The sequence below is a fragment of the Rhodococcus sp. Ni2 genome (assembly GCF_021352185.1).
Classification (GTDB): Bacteria; Actinomycetota; Actinomycetes; order Mycobacteriales; family Mycobacteriaceae; genus Rhodococcus_F; species Rhodococcus_F qingshengii.
On record NZ_WOXZ01000002.1, the window covers coordinates 1,159,960 to 1,181,599 of the forward strand.

At 63.5% G+C, this 21,640-nt stretch carries 21 protein-coding genes; 15 read left to right on the forward strand and 6 right to left on the reverse strand.

The genetic code is table 11. The annotated features are described in order from the left end of the window. Positions 1–39 precede the first annotated feature (39 nt). The 4 genes from GN300_RS19010 to GN300_RS19025 all read left to right on the forward strand — a co-directional run bounded on the left by GN300_RS19010 (position 40) and on the right by GN300_RS19025 (position 4,527). Positions 40–1,641 carry an AMP-binding protein gene (locus GN300_RS19010; RefSeq protein ID WP_058227473.1) on the forward strand — a complete coding sequence of 534 codons (1,602 nt, stop codon included), beginning with the start codon at positions 40–42 and terminating at the stop codon, positions 1,639–1,641. Positions 1,642–1,687: 46 nt separating this feature from the next. After that, positions 1,688–2,443 (forward strand): phosphoglyceromutase, encoded by a 756-nt coding sequence (locus tag GN300_RS19015; protein ID WP_003941992.1) that lies wholly within the window; start codon positions 1,688–1,690, stop codon positions 2,441–2,443. 162 nt (positions 2,444–2,605) lie between these two features. Then, positions 2,606–3,841 carry a cell wall metabolism sensor histidine kinase WalK gene (locus GN300_RS19020; protein WP_003941938.1) on the forward strand — a complete coding sequence of 412 codons (1,236 nt, stop codon included), beginning with the start codon at positions 2,606–2,608 and terminating at the stop codon, positions 3,839–3,841. After that, positions 3,838–4,527, forward strand: a complete 690-nt coding sequence (locus tag GN300_RS19025) for a response regulator transcription factor (protein WP_003942020.1) — start codon at positions 3,838–3,840, stop codon at positions 4,525–4,527. Before GN300_RS19020 ends, GN300_RS19025 begins: the two co-directional genes overlap by 4 nt. Before the next feature lie 100 nt (positions 4,528–4,627). On the opposite strand, the gene GN300_RS19030 is transcribed toward GN300_RS19025, so the two are convergent. Continuing rightward, positions 4,628–5,413: a hypothetical protein gene (locus tag GN300_RS19030; RefSeq protein ID WP_003941928.1), complete on the reverse strand. Its 786-nt coding sequence runs from the start codon at positions 5,411–5,413 to the stop codon at positions 4,628–4,630. 66 nt (positions 5,414–5,479) lie between these two features. Between GN300_RS19030 and GN300_RS19035 the strand changes: the two genes are divergently transcribed. The 3 genes from GN300_RS19035 to GN300_RS19045 are packed head-to-tail and all read left to right on the forward strand — an operon-like array spanning position 5,480 to position 8,455. After that, complete coding sequence (locus tag GN300_RS19035) at positions 5,480–6,430, forward strand: Ppx/GppA phosphatase family protein (protein WP_003941975.1); 951 nt, start codon at positions 5,480–5,482, stop codon at positions 6,428–6,430. Next, positions 6,430–7,563 (forward strand): hypothetical protein, encoded by a 1,134-nt coding sequence (locus GN300_RS19040; RefSeq protein WP_063314777.1) that lies wholly within the window; start codon positions 6,430–6,432, stop codon positions 7,561–7,563. The genes GN300_RS19035 and GN300_RS19040 overlap by 1 nt, the downstream gene beginning before the upstream one ends. A 7-nt stretch (positions 7,564–7,570) precedes the next feature. Continuing rightward, the gene (locus tag GN300_RS19045) at positions 7,571–8,455 is read left to right on the forward strand and encodes a sugar phosphate isomerase/epimerase (RefSeq protein WP_042923251.1); all 885 of its coding nucleotides are present in this window, start codon (positions 7,571–7,573) and stop codon (positions 8,453–8,455) included. On the opposite strand, the gene GN300_RS19050 is transcribed toward GN300_RS19045, so the two are convergent. From GN300_RS19050 to GN300_RS19065, 4 genes are all read right to left on the reverse strand, one after another. After that, entirely contained in the window at positions 8,435–9,868 is a 1,434-nt protein-coding gene (locus GN300_RS19050) for an HAD-IB family hydrolase (protein WP_003941905.1), read from the reverse strand. The two genes, GN300_RS19045 and GN300_RS19050, sit on opposite strands and share 21 nt — an antisense overlap. After that, positions 9,865–12,201 carry a glycerol-3-phosphate 1-O-acyltransferase gene (locus GN300_RS19055; protein ID WP_007735324.1) on the reverse strand — a complete coding sequence of 779 codons (2,337 nt, stop codon included), beginning with the start codon at positions 12,199–12,201 and terminating at the stop codon, positions 9,865–9,867. The genes GN300_RS19050 and GN300_RS19055 overlap by 4 nt, the downstream gene beginning before the upstream one ends. 3 nt (positions 12,202–12,204) lie before the next feature. Continuing rightward, a complete protein-coding gene (locus GN300_RS19060) occupies positions 12,205–13,671 on the reverse strand; it encodes a wax ester/triacylglycerol synthase domain-containing protein (RefSeq protein ID WP_007735322.1) in 1,467 nt (488 codons plus the stop codon). Positions 13,672–13,826: 155 nt separating this feature from the next. Next, a complete protein-coding gene (locus tag GN300_RS19065) occupies positions 13,827–14,450 on the reverse strand; it encodes a TetR/AcrR family transcriptional regulator (protein ID WP_003942051.1) in 624 nt (207 codons plus the stop codon). Positions 14,451–14,600: 150 nt separating this feature from the next. On the opposite strand from GN300_RS19065, the gene GN300_RS19070 reads away from it, so the two are divergent. From GN300_RS19070 to GN300_RS19100, 7 genes are all read left to right on the forward strand, one after another. After that, on the forward strand, positions 14,601–15,239 hold the full coding sequence (locus GN300_RS19070; RefSeq protein ID WP_063314776.1) for a MerR family transcriptional regulator: 639 nt from the start codon (positions 14,601–14,603) through the stop codon (positions 15,237–15,239). Further along, positions 15,236–16,081: a thioesterase family protein gene (locus GN300_RS19075; RefSeq protein WP_007735317.1), complete on the forward strand. Its 846-nt coding sequence runs from the start codon at positions 15,236–15,238 to the stop codon at positions 16,079–16,081. The genes GN300_RS19070 and GN300_RS19075 overlap by 4 nt, the downstream gene beginning before the upstream one ends. A 34-nt stretch (positions 16,082–16,115) precedes the next feature. Then, positions 16,116–16,931: a pyrroline-5-carboxylate reductase gene (gene proC, locus GN300_RS19080; protein ID WP_003941923.1), complete on the forward strand. Its 816-nt coding sequence runs from the start codon at positions 16,116–16,118 to the stop codon at positions 16,929–16,931. Positions 16,932–17,057: 126 nt separating this feature from the next. Then, positions 17,058–17,294 (forward strand): helix-turn-helix domain-containing protein, encoded by a 237-nt coding sequence (locus tag GN300_RS19085; RefSeq protein ID WP_003941845.1) that lies wholly within the window; start codon positions 17,058–17,060, stop codon positions 17,292–17,294. Between the two features lie 244 nt (positions 17,295–17,538). Next, positions 17,539–17,640: a 30S ribosomal protein bS22 gene (locus tag GN300_RS19090; RefSeq protein ID WP_003402602.1), complete on the forward strand. Its 102-nt coding sequence runs from the start codon at positions 17,539–17,541 to the stop codon at positions 17,638–17,640. A 217-nt stretch (positions 17,641–17,857) separates the two neighbouring features. Then, entirely contained in the window at positions 17,858–18,991 is a 1,134-nt protein-coding gene (locus GN300_RS19095; RefSeq protein ID WP_063314775.1) for an NAD-dependent epimerase/dehydratase family protein, read from the forward strand. Then, on the forward strand, positions 18,988–20,025 hold the full coding sequence (locus GN300_RS19100; RefSeq protein WP_007735315.1) for a lysophospholipid acyltransferase family protein: 1,038 nt from the start codon (positions 18,988–18,990) through the stop codon (positions 20,023–20,025). The genes GN300_RS19095 and GN300_RS19100 overlap by 4 nt, the downstream gene beginning before the upstream one ends. A gap of 39 nt (positions 20,026–20,064) precedes the next feature. On the opposite strand, the gene GN300_RS19105 is transcribed toward GN300_RS19100, so the two are convergent. Continuing rightward, positions 20,065–21,060, reverse strand: a complete 996-nt coding sequence (locus GN300_RS19105) for an HAD family phosphatase (protein ID WP_020968932.1) — start codon at positions 21,058–21,060, stop codon at positions 20,065–20,067. A 200-nt stretch (positions 21,061–21,260) separates the two neighbouring features. On the opposite strand from GN300_RS19105, the gene GN300_RS19110 reads away from it, so the two are divergent. Beyond that, positions 21,261–21,521 carry a glutaredoxin family protein gene (locus tag GN300_RS19110; RefSeq protein WP_003941953.1) on the forward strand — a complete coding sequence of 87 codons (261 nt, stop codon included), beginning with the start codon at positions 21,261–21,263 and terminating at the stop codon, positions 21,519–21,521. Positions 21,522–21,640: the final 119 nt, after the last annotated feature.

A 21,640-nucleotide genomic window follows, 5' to 3' on the forward strand; every position in this document is an offset into this window, starting at 1 on the left:
GGTCACACCACCCCGCCGCGCAACTTTTCGAGGAGCACAGTGAGCTTCAAGAGTCCGTTCCCCGACGTTGAAATCCCCAACCTCAGCGTCTACGACTTCCTGTTCGGAAACACCGACCCCGCAGACCTCGACAAGACGGCATTCGTCGAGGGCAGTTCGGGCGCAGTCACCACATACGCTTCGCTGATCGCACAGATCAACGGCGTTGCAGGCGCTCTCGCAGCGCGCGGACTCAGCGTCGGCGACGTGGTCGGGCTGCATTCGCCCAACGTCCCGGCCTTCGGTTCCGTCTTCCACGGCATCCTTCGTGCCGGTGGCGTCGCGACCACGATCAACGCGCTCTACACCGCCGAGGACATCGCCAAGCAGCTCACCGATTCCAAGGCCAAGTTCCTCTTCACCGTCTCGCCGCTCCTGCCGCAGGCAAAGGCCGCTGCTGACCTGGTCGGTATCCCGGCCGAGAACGTGTTCGTACTCGACGGGGCCGAAGGCCACCTCTCGCTGCGTGATCTGCTCGGCGAGGGTGCAGCGGCGCCCGAGGTCTCCTTCGATCCGGCCACCCAACTCGCGGTGCTGCCGTACTCCTCGGGCACCACCGGCCGACCCAAGGGGGTCATGCTCACCCATCGGAACCTCGTGGCCAACGTCTGCCAGATCATTCCGCGGATGGGCATCGAGACCGACGACAAGATCCTCGCGGTCCTACCGTTCTTCCACATCTACGGCATGACGGTCCTGCTCAACGCTGCGCTCTACCGCCGCGCGAGCCTCATCACGATGCCGAAGTTCGATCTCGTCGAGTTCCTGCGGATCGTCGCCGAGCAGAAGTCGACGTACATCTTCGTCGCACCGCCCGTTGCCGTCGCGCTGGCAAAGCACCCGCTCGTCGATCAGTACGACCTCTCGAGCGTGCACACCATCTTCTCCGGTGCGGCCCCGCTCGACGCGGCGCTCGGCAAGGCCGTCGCCGACCGGTTGAACTGCCACGTCCGCCAGGGCTACGGCATGTCCGAGATGAGCCCGGTCTCGCACGCGATCCCGTTCGATCGTGACGACATCGCCCTCGACACGTGTGGTCCGACCATCGCCAACATGGAATGCAAGCTCGTCGACCCCGGAACGGGCGAAGAGGTCGCGTACCCGGCTCTCGGCTCGGACGGCGTCAGCGAGCCCGGCGAACTGTGGTGCAAGGGCCCGAACATCATGCTCGGCTACCTCGGCAACGACCAGGCCACCAAGGACACCCTCGACGACGACGGTTACCTGCACACCGGTGACATCGCGACCGTCGACGGCGACGGCGTCGTCAAGATCGTCGACCGCCTCAAGGAACTGATCAAGTACAAGGGCTACCAGGTTCCCCCGGCGGAACTCGAGGCCTTGCTGCTGACCCATCCGCAGATCGCCGACGCCGCAGTGATCGGTGTGCTCGACGCCGAGGGCGAAGAGGTCCCGAAGGCATTCGTCGTGCTCCAGGACGGCGCCGAGTTGACCGAAGCCGACGTGATCACCTTCGTCGCCGAGCGCGTCTCGCCGCACAAGAAGGTCCGCCAGGTTTCATTCATCAGCACCGTGCCGAAATCCGCGGCCGGAAAGATCCTCCGCAAGGATCTGCGAACTGCGGAAGTTGCCCCGAGCTGATTTCCGGACAGGGTTGATCAAGAAGGGTTCCGGTACTCGTGCCAGGATGAACGCCATGAGTATCGGAACCCTGGTCCTGCTCCGCCACGGCGAGAGCGAATGGAATGCACTCAATCTGTTCACCGGCTGGGTGGACGTACACCTGACAGACAAGGGCATGGCCGAGGGCAAGCGCGCCGGCGAACTGCTCGCCGAGCACAACCTGTTGCCCGACGTTCTCTACACGTCTCTGCTGCGCCGCGCGATCAGCACAGCCAACCTCGCGCTCGACGCCGCCGATCGCCACTGGATCCCGGTAGTGCGCGACTGGCGTCTCAACGAGCGCCACTACGGCGCTCTGCAGGGCAAGAACAAGGCGCAGACCAAGGAAGAGTACGGAAACGAGCAGTTCATGCTCTGGCGTCGTAGCTACGACACCCCGCCGCCCGCCATCGAAGCCGGCAGCGAGTACAGCCAGGACACCGATCCCCGGTACGCGAACCTCGACGAGGTTCCCTTGACCGAGTGCCTGCTCGACGTCGTCAAGCGTCTGATCCCGTACTGGGAGGACACCATCTCCCAGGAGCTGCTCGCCGGCCGGAACGTGCTGGTCACCGCGCACGGCAACTCGCTGCGTGCGTTGGTCAAGCACCTCGACGGCATCTCGGACGAGGACATCGCGGGCCTGAACATCCCGACCGGAATCCCGCTGCGTTACGACCTCGACGAGAACCTGAAGCCGCTCAATCCCGGCGGCACCTACCTGGATCCGGAGGCCGCAGCTGCCGGCGCCGCCGCGGTGGCGAATCAGGGCGGAAAGTAGCAACCCGATGATGTGCGTCGAGGCCCCCCGAACAGTGATTTCGGGGGGCCTCGGCCAACAGCAGATGAACGACGAACCAACGCCGTCCACCTGGCGGATTACACGGGTGGGAACGTCCGAACCCGCCGTAACCGACTCTTCGCGCGAACGTACGATTGCGCCGTGAGTGTCGTGATTGCAGTGCTGCTGGTCGTGGTCGCCGGCTTGGTCGGCTACCTCGTCGGCGGGGTGCTGGTACCCAGGCTGTCGTCGCGCCAGAGTCAGCGCTCGGACGAACAGACCGGGCTCACGATGTCCCAGGTTCTCGACCTCATCGTGTTGGCTTCGGAAAGCGGTATCGCCGTCGTCGACGGTTTTCACGACGTCGTGCTCTTCAATCCTCGCGCCGAGGAACTCGGTCTCGTCAAGAATCGTCTGGTCGACGAGCGAGCTTGGCGGGCTGCTCAGGAAGTTCTGCGGACGGGTCAACCCGTCGAGGTCGATCTGACGGCGCAGACCGCTCAGCGGGGCCGCGACAAGATCGCGGTACGTGGCACGGCCCGGTTGCTCAGCAAGGACGATCGCAACTTCGTGGTCCTGTTCGCCGACGACGATTCCGAGCAGGTCCGCATGGAGGCGACCCGACGCGATTTCGTCGCGAACGTCAGCCACGAACTCAAGACGCCGGTCGGTGCGATGAGCCTGCTCGCGGAGGCGCTGCTCGAGTCCGCTGACGACCCGGAATCGGTGCGCCACTTCGGCGAACGGGTGCTCGGTGAGTCGATTCGTCTGGGCAAGATGGTCACCGAGTTGATCGCACTCTCGCGTCTGCAAGGTGCCGAGAAGCTGCCGGATCTCGACGTGGTCGACGTCGACACCGTGGTGTCCGAAGCACTGTCGAGGTCGAATCTGTCGGCCGAGGCCGCCGGGATCACGGTCACCACCGACCATCCGAGTGGGCTGGAAGTACTCGGGGATCAGACTCTCCTCGTCACGGCATTGTCCAACCTCATCGAGAACGCTATTGCATACTCGCCCAAGGGTTCTCCGGTTTCCGTCAGTCGGTCGGTACGCGGCGACAATGTCGCGATCGCAGTCACCGACCGAGGAGAAGGCATCGCGAAAGCGGACCAGGAGCGAGTGTTCGAGAGATTCTTCCGCGTGGACAAGGCGCGGTCACGGCAGACCGGTGGAACCGGTCTGGGGCTGGCGATCGTCAAACACGTCGCGGCCAATCACAACGGCTCCATCGAACTGTGGAGCAAACCGGGTACAGGGTCTACCTTCACGTTGCAGATACCGGCACACGTGGAGTCGGACGACGACATCGACTCTGACGACGCGGGAACCGCCGGTTCCACGCGGATCGGCAGACGAGAACAAGGCAGTAGAGAAAACGGCATGGAGGCCAAACGATGACGAGTGTGCTGATCGTGGAGGACGAGGAGTCCTTGGCGGACCCGCTGGCGTTCCTGCTCCGCAAGGAAGGCTTCGAGACCACCATCGTCAACGACGGACCGTCGGCGTTGGCGGAATTCGATCGCTCCGGAGCGGACATCGTCCTGCTCGACCTCATGCTGCCCGGCATGAGTGGCACGGACGTCTGCAAGGCGCTGCGGTCGCGCTCCGGCGTCCCCGTCATCATGGTGACGGCGCGTGACAGTGAGATCGACAAGGTCGTCGGACTGGAACTCGGTGCGGACGACTATGTGACCAAACCGTATTCGGCGCGTGAGCTGATCGCTCGCATCCGTGCGGTGCTGCGCCGCGGGGTGGAGAACGAGGCGGACCTCGCCTCCGACAACGGGGTGCTCGAGGCCGGACCGGTACGGATGGACGTCGAGCGCCACGTCGTGCAGGTCGCGGGTAACCCGGTGACGTTGCCGCTCAAGGAGTTCGATCTCCTCGAGTACCTGCTCCGCAACTCCGGTCGGGTGCTGACCCGCGGACAGTTGATCGACCGCGTCTGGGGCGCCGACTACGTCGGTGACACCAAAACCCTTGATGTACACGTGAAGCGGTTGCGTTCGAAGATCGAATCGGATCCGGCCAAGCCGGAACATCTGGTCACGGTCCGTGGATTGGGTTACAAGCTCGAAGCGTGATCGAACCTCGTCGAGAAGAAATGTCGAGAAGAAATGTCGAGAAGAATTCAGCCGCTCACACGATCGTGTGAGCGGCTGAATTCTTTTTGTTCAGGCGGAGTCAGCCCTGAGCTTTGTTCTGAGCGATCGTGGTCGCCGGATGGACTGCGATGAGGCCGAGGCCCGCGCGACGCCTGCAGAGGCGAGCCAGCTCGTCGTACGCGCGCTTTCCGAGAAGTTCCGTCAACTCGGGCCCGTAGGACTGCCAGACCTGCCGCTCCCCGACATGAGCGTCGGGGGAGCCGGAGCAGTACCAGGCGAGGTCGTCGCCGCCCTCACCCCAGCCGCGGCGGTCGTACTCGGTGATCGTGGTCTTGAGGATCTGGACGCCGTCCGGCCGGTCGACCCAGTCCTGGGTGCGGCGGATCGGTAGCTGCCAGCACACGTCCGGTTTCACCTCGAGCGGCTCGATGCCCTTCTTGAGCGCCATGGAATGCAGAGCGCAGCCCTCGCCTCCGGCAAAACCCGGCCGGTTGAGGAAGATGCACGCTCCTTTGTAGCGGCGGGTGCGCAGCGCGGGCTCGTCCTCGAGGTCGTCTTCTTCGACGTAGCCCTTCTTGCCGAGACCCTTTTCCATGAACTGCCAGTCTTCGGCTGTGAGCATTTTCACTGACGCATCGAGCTTGTCCTGATCTTCCTGATCGGAGAGGAAAGCGCCGTGCGAGCAGCAACCGTCGTCCGGGCGGTCTCCGATGATGCCCTGACACGCCGGCGTGCCGAACACGCAGGTCCAATGCGAGAGCAACCACGTCATATCAGCGGAAATGAGGTGTTCGGAGTTATCCGGATCGACAAATTCGACCCATTCGCGCGGGAAATCGAGATCGACCTCGGGGCTCGGAGTCATCTTGTGGGACCGGTCTGGGTTACCTGCTGTCACAAGGGCCGACCGTAGACCCAGTAACGTGGCGATGTGCGACTAGGGGTACTCGACGTCGGAAGCAATACCGTCCATCTATTGGTTGTGGACGCCCATCGGGGCGGCCACCCAACACCCATGAGCTCGACCAAGTCCACGTTGAGGCTGGCAGAAAACACTGACGACCGCGGCGATATCACCACGTCAGGAGCCGATCGGTTGGTGTCGACGGTTTCCGAATTCGCCGGTATCGCCAAGACGTCCGGGTGCGAGGAAATGATGGCTTTTGCCACTTCCGCGGTCCGTGACGCCAACAATTCCGAAGCCGTACTCGCCCGCGTCCGCGCCGAGACCGGAGTCAACCTCGAGGTTCTGTCCGGGGTCGACGAAGCCCGCTTGACCTTTCTGGCCGTGCGCCGCTGGTACGGCTGGAGCGCCGGACGCATCCTGAACCTGGACATCGGCGGCGGCTCGCTCGAACTCACAGCAGGTGGTGACGAGGATCCGGACGTCGCCTTCTCACTGCAACTCGGTGCCGGACGGTTGACGCGCGACTGGCTACAGGCCGATCCGCCGGGCAAGCGCCGGGTCGCTGTATTGCGCGACTGGCTGGACGCGGAGTTGGTCGGACCAGCCAAGGAACTGCGCGCCGCCGGCGACTGGGACCGCACGGTCGGGACTTCGAAGACCTTCCGATCGTTGGCTCGGCTCACCGGCGCGGCCCCTTCTGCCGCAGGCCCCCGGGCAAAACGGACCCTGACTTCCAGCGGACTCAGGCAACTCATAGCCTTCATATCCAGGATGACGGCGGCGGACCGTGCAGAATTGGAAGGAGTGAGCTCGGATCGGTCACAGCAGATTGTGGCCGGCGCGCTCATCGCAGAGGCAACCATGCGGGCGCTCGGAGTGGACGAACTGGAAATTTGTCCCTGGGCACTGCGTGAGGGTCTGATTCTGCGAAAGCTCGACACAGAAATGGGCGGTGAATTGGTGGTGAGTGCTTGATGACCGAGGACAGTCAGCAGATTTCCGTAGCGGAACTGCTCAAGCGGAACGGTCAGAGCGTCGAATCCCGAGGTGGACGACGCCGGCGCGGCGTAGCCGGTGGCATCTCCGTCGCCGAACTGACGGGTGAGATCCCGATCGTTCGCCAGTCGGGATCGCGCGCGGCCGCCGAGCCCGAGTCCGGCGAACCAGCAGCCCAGCCTGAAGCCGCTGCGCCGGAAACCGCTGCGCCGGAGAACTCTGCACCTTCAGCGCCGGCCGAGGCTGTCGCGGAAACCGCCAAGTCAGTCGAACCGGCACCGAAGGTTCCCGCCGATCGCACCGCAGCCTTCGCCGTCTCGTTCGACGACGACGATGACGATGACGAGCCGCAGGCACCCAAGGGCGAGTCGAAGCCGGTTGCTGCGCCGCCGGTCACCACTCCGAAGCCGACTTCCACGCCTTCGCCGGGACAGACCTCGAAGTCCTCGCCCGGGCAGTGGGTGAGCCGGGCACCGCTCAACTCCTCGTCACCGACGCAGGTAACGCAGGAACCAGCCCTGCTGTCGGGTCAGACCCTGGCGGGCGACCTGATGCGTCAGGAGCGCGCCGCAACGCAGTCGCCGTCGTTGCGTCCGCCGATCCTGCCGCCGCGTGTCCCCACTCCCGTCGCCAAGGCACCTGCACAGACCGCTCCCGCTCCGGCCGCGCCGGAAGAGAGCACCGAACTGATCGACAAGATCGCAGACGCGGATGCCGGCGAGGCCGAATCCACCGCCGTGGTCGATCTGGTCAAGGCGCCGGCTGTCGATGACGGTGCAGAAAAGACCAGTGCCGCCGCGGAGTCCGATGTCGAAGCCGAACCGGCAGCGGAAGAGGCAGGCGAGCGTAACTCGATCCGTGAATGGGCAGTGCTTGCCGGTCAGGTGGTTGTTGCACTGATCGTCGGCGGCGCGATGTTCAAGGGCTTCGAGAAGCTGTGGGACATGCTGCCGTGGGTGGCGTTGGTGCTCGCGCTGATCGTGATCGTCGGCCTGGTTGCTGTCGTGCGGGTTCTGCGGAAGACGGACGACATCACGAGTTTCGTGATCGCGGTGGTCGTCGGCATGATCGTGACGCTCGGTCCACTGGCGTTCTTGTTGACCTCGGGTTGATCGGACGATGATCGGGGGATCGCAGCGCATGGTTCGTCGGCCGATAGCCGTCGGCTTGTCGACGGCTTCGGTATATCCGGAGAACACGGAAGCAGCATTTCGCTACGCCGCTGATCTCGGATACGACGGTGTCGAACTGATGGTGTGGGCCGAATCCGTGAGTCAGGACATCGGTGCTGTTGCCGCCCTCGTTCGCAAGTACGCCATTCCGGTGCAGGCCGTGCATGCGCCGTGTCTGCTGATTTCGCAGCGCGTGTGGGGTTCCGATCCGGTCGAGAAGCTCGAGCGTTCGGTGCGCACCGCCGAAACCTTGGGAGCGACGACGGTGGTCGTCCACCCGCCGTTCCGGTGGCAGCGCAAGTACGCCGAAGGCTTCGCGGAACAGGTTGTCGAACTCGAATCGAAGAGCAGCGTCGTGGTGGCGGTGGAGAACATGTTCCCCATGCGCGCCGACAGCTTCTTCGGCGGCAAGGACAAGTCCGCGGAGCGTCTGCGTAAACGTGGCGGTCCAGGGGCAGCGTTGTCCGCGTTCAGTCCGTCGTACGACCCGACCGATTCCGATCATGCTCACTACACACTCGACCTGTCGCACACCGCGACGGCGGGCATGGATGCCCTGGAGTTGGCCTCCCGTATGGGCAAGGGGCTCGAGCACCTGCACCTGGCCGACGGTCGCGGGGCGTCGATGGACGAGCACCTGATTCCGGGGCATGGCTCACAGCCGTGCGCGGAGTTGTGTCAGCAATTGGCTGCGAGCGAATTCAGCGGCCAGGCAGTCATCGAGATCAACACGCAGAACGCGCGCACCCGGCGGGAGCGGTCGTCGATGCTGGCGCAGGCGCTCGCGTTTGCACGCGAGCACCTGGCACGCTCAGCGGTGGCCGGCAAGTAGCGCAGCTTCGAACTGCGCGCGCACCTTCTCGACGTGTGCGTCGAGGTCTTTGGTCTCCCAGCCTTCGGTCGAGATGGGATCGAGCACCGAGACATAGACCGGGCCTGGATGGGCGACAAGCGAATTGCGCCACATCCGTTCACCCGCGTTGTGAATCACCACGGGCACGATCGGCACACCGGCTTGGATCGCCAAGTGGAATCCACCCTTCTTGAAAGGGCCCAGACGTGGCGTCGGAGAACGGGTGCCCTCCGGAGCTATGACTATCGAGACACCATTCTTCAGCTTGTCGACTGCCGGTTGCAGTGCAGCCTTCGCCTTCGTGGTGTCGGTGCGGTCGATGTAGGCGACGTCGAGCAGTGCACCGACGGGCATGAACCGCGGATCGCTTGCCGCTTCCTTCTTCGCGACGCCGGTCACGTCACGCTTGATCACGGTGCCCAGGACCAACATGTCCAGGGAACTCTGATGGTTGAACATGAACACCGCCGGGCGGTGATCCCACACGTTGTGCTCGCCGTCGATCTCGACGTCGATGCCCAGCAGTGAGAGCGAGATGTCGGGGCCGTACGTGCCGACCAGGTTCGCACCCAGTTGACGGTTCCCGGTGACAATGCCTGCCGACGCACCGAGGGCGGCGGTGGCAGCAAGCGCGCCCATGGCCGTCGCCGTTCGGATCGTGGAGATCGGTGTTGCGCCTCGTTGCGGTTTACGCAGGCTGACCGAAGGCCAGTGATTGCGCAACGCGATCTTGGCCAGACCACGATCGGGATTCAACGCGACAGGTCGCCCGACGGCCTCGAGCATGAAGACGTCTTCGACACCGTTGGAGTACGCAAACGCGTTCTTCAGATCGGCGCCCATCTTCTCGGCATAGCCTGCAAGGGCATTGGCCTTGGCCGGCCCCCACAGTGCGGGCGAAGACAGTTCGCCGGTGAGCATGCCGTCGACGACTTCGGGTTCGGTGCACAGCACGTCTTCGATGTCGAGATCTTCGGCGACGTACTTGGCCTGGAACGGAGTCGCCGACGTAGCCATCACGATCGTGTGGCCGGCTCGCCGGTGTGCCGCCAGTAGCCCGCGGGCTTCCGGGTAGATCATCGCGGCGATTTCCTGCTTGAACAGCCGTCGGCCCCAGTCGTTCAGTTCCTCGACGGTACGGCCGCCCAAGGCTCGAACGCCGATGTCCATCAGTGCTCCGACGTCAGCACCGCGGAATTGGGTGTCGATCGCGGCACCGGTGGTGCGCAAGAGTTCGCCGACGCTGATATCCAAGCGTCGCAGGCGGTCTCGGTACACAACGCTGGCCGAGTACCCGCTGATCAAGGTGCCGTCGAGGTCGAAGGCGGCGATCGTTCCGGGCCCGGGCGGGGCGGCTTCGATGGCGGAGTGCAGACGCTCGAGTCCGGTCACAGTCCTACTTCCTCGTTCGCGGCGGGCGCTCGGTTTGCTTCTGGAATGGTCACTACCGCAGCGGCGTCCGGTACCGGCATCGCCACCTGATCGAGTCGTGCATGCGCGAGTGCGCGAAGGTGACGCAGGCGCTCGACCTGAACCTTGATCTCGGCAGCGAATGCCAGGCGCCGGGCCCGGACTCCGTCGTCGTCGACTTCGATCAAGTTACGGTTGCGCGCCAAATTCAGTGCGGTGGCGAACAACTCACCGGAGACGGATTCGTTGCTGGCGATCTGCTGCCGCAGTCGACGCTGATGTGCGACGTCGATGCAGTTGCTGATGAACGACTTTTCGTCGAACGATGTCGAAATCGGCGCGAGCACAAGCTGATCGGCGACAACCTGGTACGCCTCGAGGAACGGTTGGAGCACGCGGTGCGCGAGGTACGGGCGAACCGTCTCGATCATGTGCTCGGTTCGTTTGTCGTCGGCCATGACGGTTTCCCACTCGGGGTCGATCAGCGTCAGCTCGGTCCGCATCTCCTGCTCGAACGTGTCCCGGTCACTGAAGAAGAACTCGAATTTCAACAAATCTCGGATGCGCTTGGCCTCTGCCCACCCGTCCCCGATGGGGTCCTCGAACCGCTCTTCGACGGCTGCCTGAAGTACGAGTTCGGTGATGGCACGCACGACAAGAAAGTGAATCGTGTTGTTGCGGTAGAAGGCAGCGACAAGATGCTGGTCCTTGCCGAGGTAGAAGACCTGCTCGCCGCCCCGATCGAAGCGCTCGAGCACCCCGGAATCGACGTGTGTCTGCAATGCCTTCTCGATGACACGCGGATCGGACAGTTCGACGTCGCCGGCGATCGGAAGATTTCGCGCGGTGATGTAGCCGAACAGCGGCGTGAGAATCGCGGTGAGTTCACGAACTGTCAACGCCCGGTCTTCGATTCCGAGGAACGCCAACATCGCCAGTGAAGACACGGTCACCGGGGTGACCTCGTTGATGCGGTGACACACCTCGATGCCGGCCTTCTGAATGGCGAGGCGCTGATCGGTTTCCTGGCTGAGTGCGTCCGCGAGTGAGAGCGGCCGGCCGATGGTCACGTGCGCGACGCCGTTGCGTTTTCCCTGGGCGCGTACGTAACCCACCATCCAGCGCAGGCCTTCCGGTGTCTTCTCGGCGCCGAGTGCCTCGGCAGCCATTGCCCCGACCTCGTAGAGCTGGTCGTAGCTCAGCGCGACGGGGACGAGGTACACGTCGGATGCGCCGCTGACCTGAAAGGCCTTGGTCAGGTAGGTCAGGAGACCGAAGCGCGGTGGGCGTAGTTTCCCGGTACGCCCGCGTCCACCTTCGATGTACCACTCCAGATTGAAGCGTTTGGTGAGCAGGTAGCGCATGTACTCGTGCATCGACCACTTGTAGACCTCGTCGTTGCCGATGCTTCGACGAATGAAGACGGTGCCGCTGCGCTTGAGGATCGAGCCCATGGGCCAGAAGCTGATGTTGAGGCCGCCCATGACGTGATTGAGCGGCAAGCCGTTCGCGATCAACGCCGGACGCAGGACGAGGGGATCGAGGTACGAACGGTGACTCGGGAGGAAGACCAGTGAGTGTTCCTTGTTCAGCTCACGGAGTTCCTCGAAGCGGCTCGTGTCCACGTCCAGCTTGTAGGCGCGAGCGAAGTAGCGGCCCAGGCGATCCCACACCGCGATGGCTTGGCGACTCTGGGTGGCAACCATTTCTTCGAGAGCTTCACGTGCGCGGCGATCGACTTCGGCGACGGCGATGTTCAACCGGTCGGCCAAAGCCATGACCTCGGTGGCGAATCGGCGGGTGTCGGTGATCTCGTCGACGACGAACCGTGACACCTTGTACTGGCCACCCAGAAGGCCCAATTCGGCGCGTTCGAGTGCCAGAGCGGCCTGCCGTCGGATGAACTCCGGTAGCGAACCGCCACCGCTCTTTTCGAGGCGACGCTCGAGATCGCTCAGTGGTGCGGGTTCACCTTCGATGACCTGGCACCGTGAGGGGTCGGTGCGCAGGGTTCTGCGTTGTGCACCGCGTCCGGGGTGGAGAGGATCGCGTGGTGCCAGCGCATCACGTAGTCGCACCGCGACGTTGTGCTTGGTGTGGGTGTCCGGAATCCACACCACGCGAAGCGGTGCGAGCATCGGGTCGTCGGTCCGTGCCGCCAGTTCTGCCAGGGTCTTGTCGGTGATGTTGACGGTGACCGGCCGAGTTTCGGATGAGCTTGCCTTGTCGGCAAGCCACTTTCGCAGCACGCCGGCTTCGGCCTCTGTCATGGTTTCGGTGAGGTACACGCGCGGGTTGGTCGTGTTCTCGCTCATGACTCACGCACCTTCCGTTGTGACTCCGAGAGCGACGATCTCGTCCAGGCTCTCCTGCAAGCACTGCATCAGCAGCGCGGGTTTCGTGATCGCAGCGGTGTCGAGATTGATTCCGATACAGCACACCCCGACGTGGGAGACCAGTGTCGCCATTGCCGCGCAACCGGGCGCCGGGCCGAACGGGAACATCCGCTCGATCTTCGCTCCGGCGAGATAGACCGGTACCGGTACGCCGGCGACGTTGCTGGCCTGCAGGTCCAGACCCGTCGACTGTGACAGATACCAGTTCGCGAGTAGATAATTCGGCAGGCGGGCGAGGATCGGGGCGGCGACGTCGAGAGCGTCCAACGCGGGCTCCTCCCGGAGACCCAGTACGATCTCTCGCACCTGCCTGATGCGTTTGGCCGGATCGGTTTCGGAGACCGGGCCGTTGAAGCGAACGGCTGCAAACCTGTTGCCGCCGTTGGCGTCTGCGCCCGTACGCATGCTGATCGGCATACCCATCGGAATGCTGTCGACGGACTGTCCGAAGGCTTCGTGGTAGCGACGGAAGCCGCCGAGCAAGGCAGCGACGTACGCATCGTTGAGTGAGCCACCGGCAGCTTTCGCCCCGGCCTTGAGCTCGGGGACACCCACCTCGAGAGTTCCGAACCATCGTCCGAGACCACGATCGTGGAGCAGAGGGGAACCGGAACGAGCTGGGGGAGTGACGATCTTGCGGAGTGAATTGGCGTAACCGAGGACCTCGGAAGCAGTCGTGATCGGACTCGAGATCGCCGTGGTCGCAACATTGGTGGCACCACGGACCAGCTTGGCGATACGCGAGGGCGCACGCCGGATCTCGCTGACGACCTCCTCGCCGAAGGCGCCCACCGACGACAGATGCTCAGGAGCAGGCGGTGTGCGGTCGGGCTTGTTCGGAGTGGGGTCCGGGCGTCTGCTGTGCAGGAGCGTCATCATCTGGATGCCGCCCATGCCGTCGGTGATGGAGTGGTGAGTCTTGACCACGAACACGGCGCGACCGTCGTCGAGACCTTCGATGAGCAGCGCGCTCCACGGCGGTCGAGCCTTGTCGAAAGGTTCCGTCGCAAGGTGACGACACATGCGCAGTGCGTGATCGAAGTCCGCCGGTGCAGGTAAGCGGACGCGTCGTAGGTGGTAGCCGATGTCGAACTCGGGATCGACGGACCACACCGGGTTGCCCAGCTGCATTGCCGGTTCCACTGCTCGCATACGAATACGCGGAACCACGTGCGATGCCCACTCGACTGCGTCGAGAAGTCGATCCCAGTCCGGGGCACGATCGAGTACCTCTACCGCAACGATCGGTGAGCGCAGTTGCGGCTGCGCCTCTTCCATCCGCCACATTCCAGTCTCGAAGTCGGACATCGTGCGGTTCGCCCCCCAGGCGACCGCGGAAAGGTCGACGTCGACCGCGCTAGGAGGAACAAATGGATTGCTGTTGGCCATACGTCAAGAACTCCCTCGGTCTGCGGATCCACCCCGCGCATCTCTGCTTCTAAGTGTGGACCCGCGACCGTGGGCGCGTCCCGGTTTCGGTGTCAGCCGACAGCTGTGACGTTCGTCAGTTAAGGGCTAATCGGACATGCCGGGAAGTTCAGTGCTCAAGAAGTGACGCCGACGGCTTTCAGGGCTATCTCGCGGTAGAGAACACTGACTTCGCGCGGAGTCTGCGGTCCGTCGAGTCGATACCAGAGGACGACGGACTGACACATTCCCAGTAGTGCACGGCCCGTTCCGGTGATGTCCGGGACCGTGAACTCACCGCTCTCGACGCCTGCCGTCAGTACGTCGACGAGTAGGTTCTCGAGCTTCTTTCGCTTGGCGGCGTAGCTCTTTCGTTCCGCGTCCTCGAGGTACCGCAGTTCGGAATCGAGGAAGGCTATGTCGGAGCGACTGGTCATGTGCAGAACACACGCCTCGACGAGATTGCCGAACTGTGCCGTCGGCGACGGTCCGGCAGCGTCGACCGCAGCGCTCGCGCGTGCGGTGACGTTCTCGATGCCCGGTTCCATCAGCGCGACGAGGATGCCCTGTTTGTTGCCGTGGTGGTAATACAGCGTCGGCACGGTGACGCCGGCACGTTTTGCGATGTCACGAACCGACGCTCCGTGGTAACCGAGTTCGTGGAACACCTCGAGTGCGGCGGTGAGCAGGGGAGTCAGCGTCAGTGGTTCCACGATGCGCCACTGTTCGTCGGGCTGAGCCTCCGACTGCAAATCCGTCATTCCGCCTGTTCGCTCCGTTCGGAAATTTCTGGTGGTGTGCGCAAAGAAGGTTCAACCCTAGCGCAAGGCGTGTCCTCCTTACCGATGCTCGGCCCCCATTGGATAGCATCACTATCCAGTAATGGGTCGAGCGAGTTGGACGGAGGAGCGGTGAAGGTTTCCGAACTGGCCGCACAGTCCGGCGTTGCACTGGCCACTATCAAGTACTACCTCCGTGAAGGTCTGCTGATGCCGGGTGAGCCGACCAGCGCAACGGGAGCGAGGTACGGCGAACAGCACGTCCGGCGACTCGCGTTGATCAGGGCCCTGGCCGGGGCGGGACTCGCGATTCCACGGATTCGCGCGGTGCTCGAACTGGTGGACACTGACGAACGATCCGAATTCGAGACTTTCGGCCGCGCAATCGCGCAACTACCCCCGTACGTCGAACCTGAACCGGATCCAGAGTTCCCCAGAGCTCGCAAGGTTCTGGAGTTTCTCGGTCAGGTTTTCGAGCCGAGGTACGTGGCGGTCGCGCACCTCGAGCGGGCACTGATCGGCCTCGAGGATGCCGGACTGAGTCTCTCGGACGCGCGCCTGCGCGCCTACGGCGACCACATCCGAGGGATTGCCGAAGTGGAAATCGAGCTGATGCCTACCAGTTCGACCGAGGACGGCATTCGCTATGCGGTCCTCGGAACCGCCATGTACGAACCCGTCCTGACAGCTTTGCGACGCCTGGCGCACCAAGATTTGGCCGCACGACATTTCCCGCAACACCGAGAAAGCACCGAACAGGAAAATCGATGAGCACCAGTCCCTTTCAAGATCTCAATCGCCTCACCTCGCTCGGCGACGGGCGATACACCGCAACGATCGATTCGATCTGGACCATCGGGCCGAAAGTGCACGGCGGCTCCATGATGGCTGTGTGCGCCGCTGCAGCGCGTCAATGTCTGCGAGACGGCGCAGGTGAGAACGACTCGCTTCTGAAGATGCAGCCACTCGCGGTGAGCGCCAACTATCTGTCGGCCCCAGATCCGGGTGAAGTCGAACTGGAGGTGATCGTCCGAAAGCAGGGACGCCAGGTCGCGTTATTAGACGTCGAGTTGAGCCAGGCGGGCCGCAGCGCTGTTCGCGCGGCGGTCACGCTCGGATTCCCCGATGACGGCGACCCCACCTTCGTCACGGCCTCGTCGATCGACGACATGTCACCGGAACCGCCGGAGAGTGCGGTGGCAGTCATCGGCGATCACCCGATGGCGCAGGTCGTGCATGTCGGTCAGGGTTGCGACATGCGAATCGATACCACCTCGGCGCACTTCCTGACCGGCAGCCAAGGCGAGGCCGAGGTCAGGATGTGGGTCCGTCCTCGACCCGAGGACGAAAACGACCTCGACACCGCTGTACTGTTCGCGATCATGGCGGGTGACATCAGCGCGCCGGTGACGATGAACCGCGGCCTGTTCGGGTGGGCGCCGACCGTGCAGTTGACGACGTACCTGCGCCGACTGCCGACGCCGGGATGGCTTCGCGTGCGGGCGAGCTCGGATGTTCTGGGCAGCACGTGGTTCGAAGAGGATCATGCTGTTCTCGATTCGACGGGCGCAGTCGTCGTCCAGAGTCGTCAATTGGCGATGATGCCCCGCTAGGGTCGATCGCTGCGGTCGTGGCAGGCTGTTCGCCATGACAAGAATTGCGATTATCGGTGGCGGCAAGATCGGCGAGGCGCTGATCTCCGGGCTGTTGCAGGCCGGCCACGCCATCAAGGATCTGGTCGTCGCCGAGCAATATCAGCCTCGCGCAGACGAATTGATCGCCGAATACTCCATCCGCGTCAGCACGGTCGCCGATGCCGCCGAGGGCGCGGACGTCATCGTCATCGCGGTGAAGCCGAACGACGTCGAGTCAGCGCTCACGGCGTTGACGAAGGTCGATCTGGACGGCGACCTCGAACAATTGATCGTTTCCCTTGCGGCGGGAATCCCCACGGGATTCTTCGAAACGCGTCTGCCCGCAGGGTTCCCGGTCATCCGCGTCATGCCGAACACCCCCATGTTGGTCGGGGAGGGCGTGAGCGTGCTCTCGCCCGGACGGCACGTCAAGGCCGAGCATCTCGAGCTCGTACGCGGCATCCTCGGCAGCGTCGGCAAGGTGGTCACGGTTCCCGAATCGCAGATCGACGCGGTCACTGCTGTCTCCGGTTCCGGCCCGGCCTACTTCTTTCTGGTCGCCGAAGCGATGATCGACGCGGGAGTCGGTCTCGGCCTGACGCGCCCGGTCGCTACCGAATTGGTGGTGCAGACGATGGTCGGTTCCGCAGCGATGCTCGATCGCACCGGCGACAGCGCGACGGATCTTCGCGCCGCGGTGACGTCACCGGGCGGAACGACGGCTGCGGCACTGCGTCAGCTCGAAGCGGGCGGCCTGCGGACGGCGTTCTTCGATGCCTTGGATGCCGCCAAGTCGCGCTCGGCCGCAATGGGTGCAGCTGCGGATTAGTCGTCCGTTTAGCCACACCCGTCGCTTTAACCCCACCAGTACAGCTAAGCTCGACTTAGTACGTACGTGTCTGTTCCGCCGGAGGGGAAGCCGGCGGCGCGAGTCGTGCTGGAGGTATGTGGATTAATGGTGTCTGCAAACAAGCCGTCCATGGGTTCGTCCCACGACGGAAAGCCGGCAGTGGCCGGCACGCAATTCCTCACTGTTGCTGAGGTAGCAACTTTGATGAGGGTGTCGAAAATGACTGTGTACCGGTTGGTACACAGTGGCGAATTGCCTGCTGTACGAGTGGGCCGTTCGTTCCGTGTACATGCGAAGGCAGTACACGATTACCTCGAAACCTCGTACTTCGATGCCGGCTGACCAGCCGGTTCGAAGAGGATGACCTCGGCGTGAGCCGAGTCGCGGGCACAGCGGTTGCTGTGCCGGAGGCTCGGTTTATGCCGAGTGACTCCACACCGGTACGATGAGTCACTGTCGTACCAGCAAGCTGGTGTCGTAAGGCGCTGAGCTAGTTAAAACGAGGGCCAGGCGCCAATTGCTTGGCGCAGGCGTACGTGACCGGCGTGCGCAGGAACGCTAGAGAAGAACGTGAGGGACACCCGCTATGGGTTCAGTGATCAAGAAGCGTCGCAAGCGCATGTCGAAGAAGAAGCACCGCAAGCTGCTTCGTCGTACCCGAGTACAGCGCAGGAAACTCGGTAAATAAGCAGTACCTGTTGATGCCCGCCACCCCTTCCGGGGTGGCGGGCATCAGCATATTCGGGGGGAAGCGATGTGTGCCACGTCTCATTGGCTGGGCGGTTTGTCTTGAATGGCCGAAATTTGGGTAGTCAGCGCGGGACCCCCTCTGCCCGTAAAGTGGGGGAAAATCGCGGGAGGGACGCTTCGGCAGAGCGCGTTTCTACTGGATATGGGGGTACTTGGTGGTTGAAGGTGACAACACTTCAGGGGGCACGACGCCTCGCGTCGTACTGGTGACCGGGGCGAGCAGATTTCTCGGCGGCTACCTGGTGACCAGGCTTGCGCAGAATCCGTCGATCGAGCGTGTCATCGCCGTCGACGCCGTCAGTCCGAGCAAGGACATGATGCGCAGAATGGGCCGCGCGGAATTCGTGCGAGCAGACATCCGCAATCCGCTGATCGGCAAAGTGATCCGAAACGCCGAGGTCGACACCGTCGTGCACGCGTCGACGCTTCAGAAAGCCCCCAAAGCCGGCAGCCGCGCCGCGATGAAGGACATGAACGTCATCGGCGCCATGCAACTGTTCGCGGTCTGTCAGAAAGCTCCGACGGTTCGCAAGGTGGTCCTGCGCTCGGCTTCGGTCGTCTACGGGTGCAGTGCCAAGGATCCCGCTCAGTTCACCGAAGAAATGAGTGCGCGCCGCCGGCCGCCGGGCGGATATGCCCGCGACAGCCTCGAGATCGAGGGATACCTCCGCGGAATGGGGCGTCGGCGCCCGGACATCTCGGTCGGGATTCTGCGGTTGGCGCCGTTGATCGGACCTCAGCTGACTGCAACCGTCGGGCACTACGTCACCGCCCCACTCGTGCCCACCATCGTCGGGCGCAACGCGCGCCTGCAATTGCTCCACGTCGAGGATGCCCTCGCGGCGCTGGAGAAGGCGACCATCGGACACGCTTCGGGTACGTACAACATCGCCGGCGACGGAGTGGTCATGATGTCGCAGGCGATCCGCCGGGCAGGCAGGGTGGAAGTTCCCATGCCGCTCGCTCTGTTCCGCAGCGTCGGGAGCGCGTTGGTGGGGTCGTCCATGAGGCTGTACACCGACGAGCAACTCGAGTACTTCCGGTTCGGCTGCGGACTCGACACCACTCGCATGCGCAGCGAGCTGGGGTTCGAGCCGCGATGGACCACCATGCAAGCACTCGACGATTTCATGCGTGCGATGCAGACGCGCCGGATCATCAAGTCCGAGTGGATCGATCGGGCGGAGAATGCGTTGACCACCATCCTCGGCGGTGACGCCGCCGCGGCGGCAACAAGTGCAGACGTGATGCACATGCCGCTGTCGGGACGAAGTGCGGTGAAGGGGTGACTGACGTGGCGAAGGTAATTCCCCTGCGGCCCAGCGCAACTCACACCGGAAAGTCGGCAACTTCCCGTTCGCGTGAGTCCGTCACCGGTGCGGAGCGTGACATCCGTGAACAAAGTGAACGTCGGCATCCGTCCGGAGTGTCCTCGGCGGCCGACCACGGCGGTGAGAGCACGTTCGTCGATTCGGCCAGGTCGGCGATCGTCGACCAGATCGCCTCGGCAGCAGAATTCCTCCGACGTCGGGTGTCCGGCGACTACGAGGTCGACGAGTTCGGGTTCGACCCGCATTTCGCGGACAACGTCGTCATGCCGATGTTGCGCCCGTTGTTCGAGAAGTGGTTTCGCGTCGAGGTCAGTGGGATCGAGAACATTCCCCTCACCGGGGGAGCGCTTGTGGTCGCCAACCACGCCGGTGTGATCCCGATCGACGGACTGATGACGTCGGTTGCCGTGCACGATCACCATCCAGCGCATCGTCCACTGCGAATGTTGGCTGCGGACATGGCATTCGAGATGCCGGTGGTGGGTGGACTGGCGCGCAAAGCCGGCCATACGTTGGCCTGCAACCCCGACGCCGAGCGTCTGCTCAACGACGGTGAAGTCGCGGCCGTGTTCCCGGAAGGATTCAAGGGCATCGGGAAACCGTTCAGTGAGCGGTACAAGTTGCAGCGGTTCGGGCGCGGTGGCTTCGTGTCGGCCGCAATGCGAACCGGTGTTCCGATCATTCCGTGCTCGATCGTGGGTTCGGAGGAGATCTATCCCAAAATCGGTGATCTCACCACACTCGCACGCGTTCTCGGTCTTCCGTATTTCCCGGTGACACCGCTGTTTCCGCACTTCGGGCCGCTCGGCCTGGTTCCGTTGCCGTCGAAGTGGTACATCGAGTTCGGAAAGCCCATCGTCACCGACACCTTCGAGAGCGGTGCCGCCGACGATCCGATGGTCCTGTTCGAGGTCACGGACCACGTCCGGGAAACCATTCAGCAGACGCTGTATCGACTGTTGGCCAAGCGCCGCAACGTCTTTCTCGGCTGAGTTCGGTCCGGATCGCTGCTCGATCCGGACCGAACCCGCTCAGGCGTTCTGTTCTTTGCGCCTGGCGAGAATTGCGGCGAGCGCCCCGCCGACCGCTCCGAGCACCAGCGCCGTCGGTACGCCGATCTTGGCGGCCTTTCGTCCGGTGCGGAAATCGCGAACTTCCCACCCGCGGTTCTTCGCGAGTTCACGAAGATCTGCGTCGGGATTGATCGCCACCGGTGTCCCCACCAACGAGAGCATCGGAACGTCGTTGTGGCTGTCGGAGTAGGCGGAACAGCGCTTGAGATTGAGGCCTTCACGCACCGCCAACGTCCGTACGGCGTGCGCCTTGCCCATGCCGTGCAGGATGTCGCCGACGAGTCGGCCGGTGAAGACGCCGTCCTCACTCTCGGCGACAGTGCCCAAGGCGCCGGTCAATCCCAGTTTCTCGGCGATGACCTGAGCCAGTTCGACCGGAGTTGCCGTCACCAACCACACCTGTTGTCCGGCGTCGAGGTGCATCTGGGCCAACGCCCTCGTGCCTGGCCAGATCTTGTCGGCGATGACCTCGTCGTAGATCTCCTCGCCGAGGCGGGCGAGTTCGGCGGTGGATCGACCGGCCACGAAGGACAGTGCTTTCTCGCGGCCTTCGGCGACGTCGTCACTACTTTCTCGGCCGGTGACTCGGAACTTGATCTGCTTCCACGCGAAATCCACCAGATCCGAGGTCTTGAGATACTTTCGCGCAGCGAGACCACGGGCGAAGTGGATGATCGACGCACCCTGCACCATGGTGTTGTCGACGTCGAAGAATGCGGCGGCCGTGAGGTCGCGCGGAACGGCCGGGGGCTCTTCGCCGGTTTCCGGTTCTGTGGGGTTGGCAGCTTCGTGCAATGCCAGAGCTGCGTCAGCGCTCGCCTCGCCGGCGAGATTGGCTCGAACTTCCGACTCACTCGGGCCCAGCGGATTCTTCACGTGGCGACGCCCGGGGAGAATGACCCCGGCAAGCCCTGATCCGAATCCGGAGCCGTTCGGTAGTGATCGCGCAGGCACCCGCACCTCCCGTGTTGCATTCTCGAGCAGAGAACTCTTCGAGTCAGCCTATCCTCCGCGATGAGGCCCGATGGGTTGGATGGTGACCTTCCCTGTGGTGTGTGACGTTCCTCTCCGCCGATTTGGCACCGAGTGGGGCTCCGGAGGCACACTCGACCGATCAAGTAGATGGCGTCCCCGTAGAAGAAAGGTATGCGTCGATGACTGCAGCTACGCATGAAGTGACCCTGTTGACACGCGCAGGATGCGCGTCCTGCGTCGGCGCGGCGGAGGTCCTGCGACGCGTCTGTTCCGAGTTCGAGCTGGAATTGACGTGCATCGACGTGGACGAAGCTGCCGCGACGGATCCAGAGCTGAGAGCGGAGTACGGAGACAGATTGCCCGTCATTCTTCTCGACGGACGCGAGCACGGTTACTGGGAAGTCGACGAGGAGCGCCTTCGTGACGATTTACGCAAGTAAGGCAACCCTCAAAGTTGTCCGCGGAGCCGCTTTGCAGGTGAACGGCACATCGAACCCGTCTCGAGCAACTTTGTGCATGGGTTCACAAGCGGTTACCGTGGTGTGAACATTCCCCCGGA

What these genes read in the sequence shown, in the direction of transcription:
- GN300_RS19015 (WP_003941992.1), top strand. Translation starts at nt 1,688, where the DNA reads ATGAACGCCATGAGTATCGGAACCCTGGTCCTGCTCCGCCACGGCGAG.
- GN300_RS19045 (WP_042923251.1), top strand. Translation starts at nt 7,571, where the DNA reads ATGATCGGGGGATCGCAGCGCATGGTTCGTCGGCCGATAGCCGTCGGC.
- GN300_RS19075 (WP_007735317.1), top strand. Translation starts at nt 15,236, where the DNA reads ATGAGCACCAGTCCCTTTCAAGATCTCAATCGCCTCACCTCGCTCGGC.
- GN300_RS19040 (WP_063314777.1), top strand. Translation starts at nt 6,430, where the DNA reads ATGACCGAGGACAGTCAGCAGATTTCCGTAGCGGAACTGCTCAAGCGG.
- GN300_RS19055 (WP_007735324.1), bottom strand. Translation starts at nt 12,201, where the DNA reads ATGAGCGAGAACACGACCAACCCGCGCGTGTACCTCACCGAAACCATG.
- GN300_RS19025 (WP_003942020.1), top strand. Translation starts at nt 3,838, where the DNA reads ATGACGAGTGTGCTGATCGTGGAGGACGAGGAGTCCTTGGCGGACCCG.
- GN300_RS19110 (WP_003941953.1), top strand. Translation starts at nt 21,261, where the DNA reads ATGACTGCAGCTACGCATGAAGTGACCCTGTTGACACGCGCAGGATGC.
- GN300_RS19030 (WP_003941928.1), bottom strand. Translation starts at nt 5,413, where the DNA reads ATGACTCCGAGCCCCGAGGTCGATCTCGATTTCCCGCGCGAATGGGTC.
- GN300_RS19085 (WP_003941845.1), top strand. Translation starts at nt 17,058, where the DNA reads ATGGTGTCTGCAAACAAGCCGTCCATGGGTTCGTCCCACGACGGAAAG.
- GN300_RS19065 (WP_003942051.1), bottom strand. Translation starts at nt 14,450, where the DNA reads ATGACGGATTTGCAGTCGGAGGCTCAGCCCGACGAACAGTGGCGCATC.
- proC (WP_003941923.1), top strand. Translation starts at nt 16,116, where the DNA reads ATGACAAGAATTGCGATTATCGGTGGCGGCAAGATCGGCGAGGCGCTG.
- GN300_RS19060 (WP_007735322.1), bottom strand. Translation starts at nt 13,671, where the DNA reads ATGGCCAACAGCAATCCATTTGTTCCTCCTAGCGCGGTCGACGTCGAC.
- GN300_RS19090 (WP_003402602.1), top strand. Translation starts at nt 17,539, where the DNA reads ATGGGTTCAGTGATCAAGAAGCGTCGCAAGCGCATGTCGAAGAAGAAG.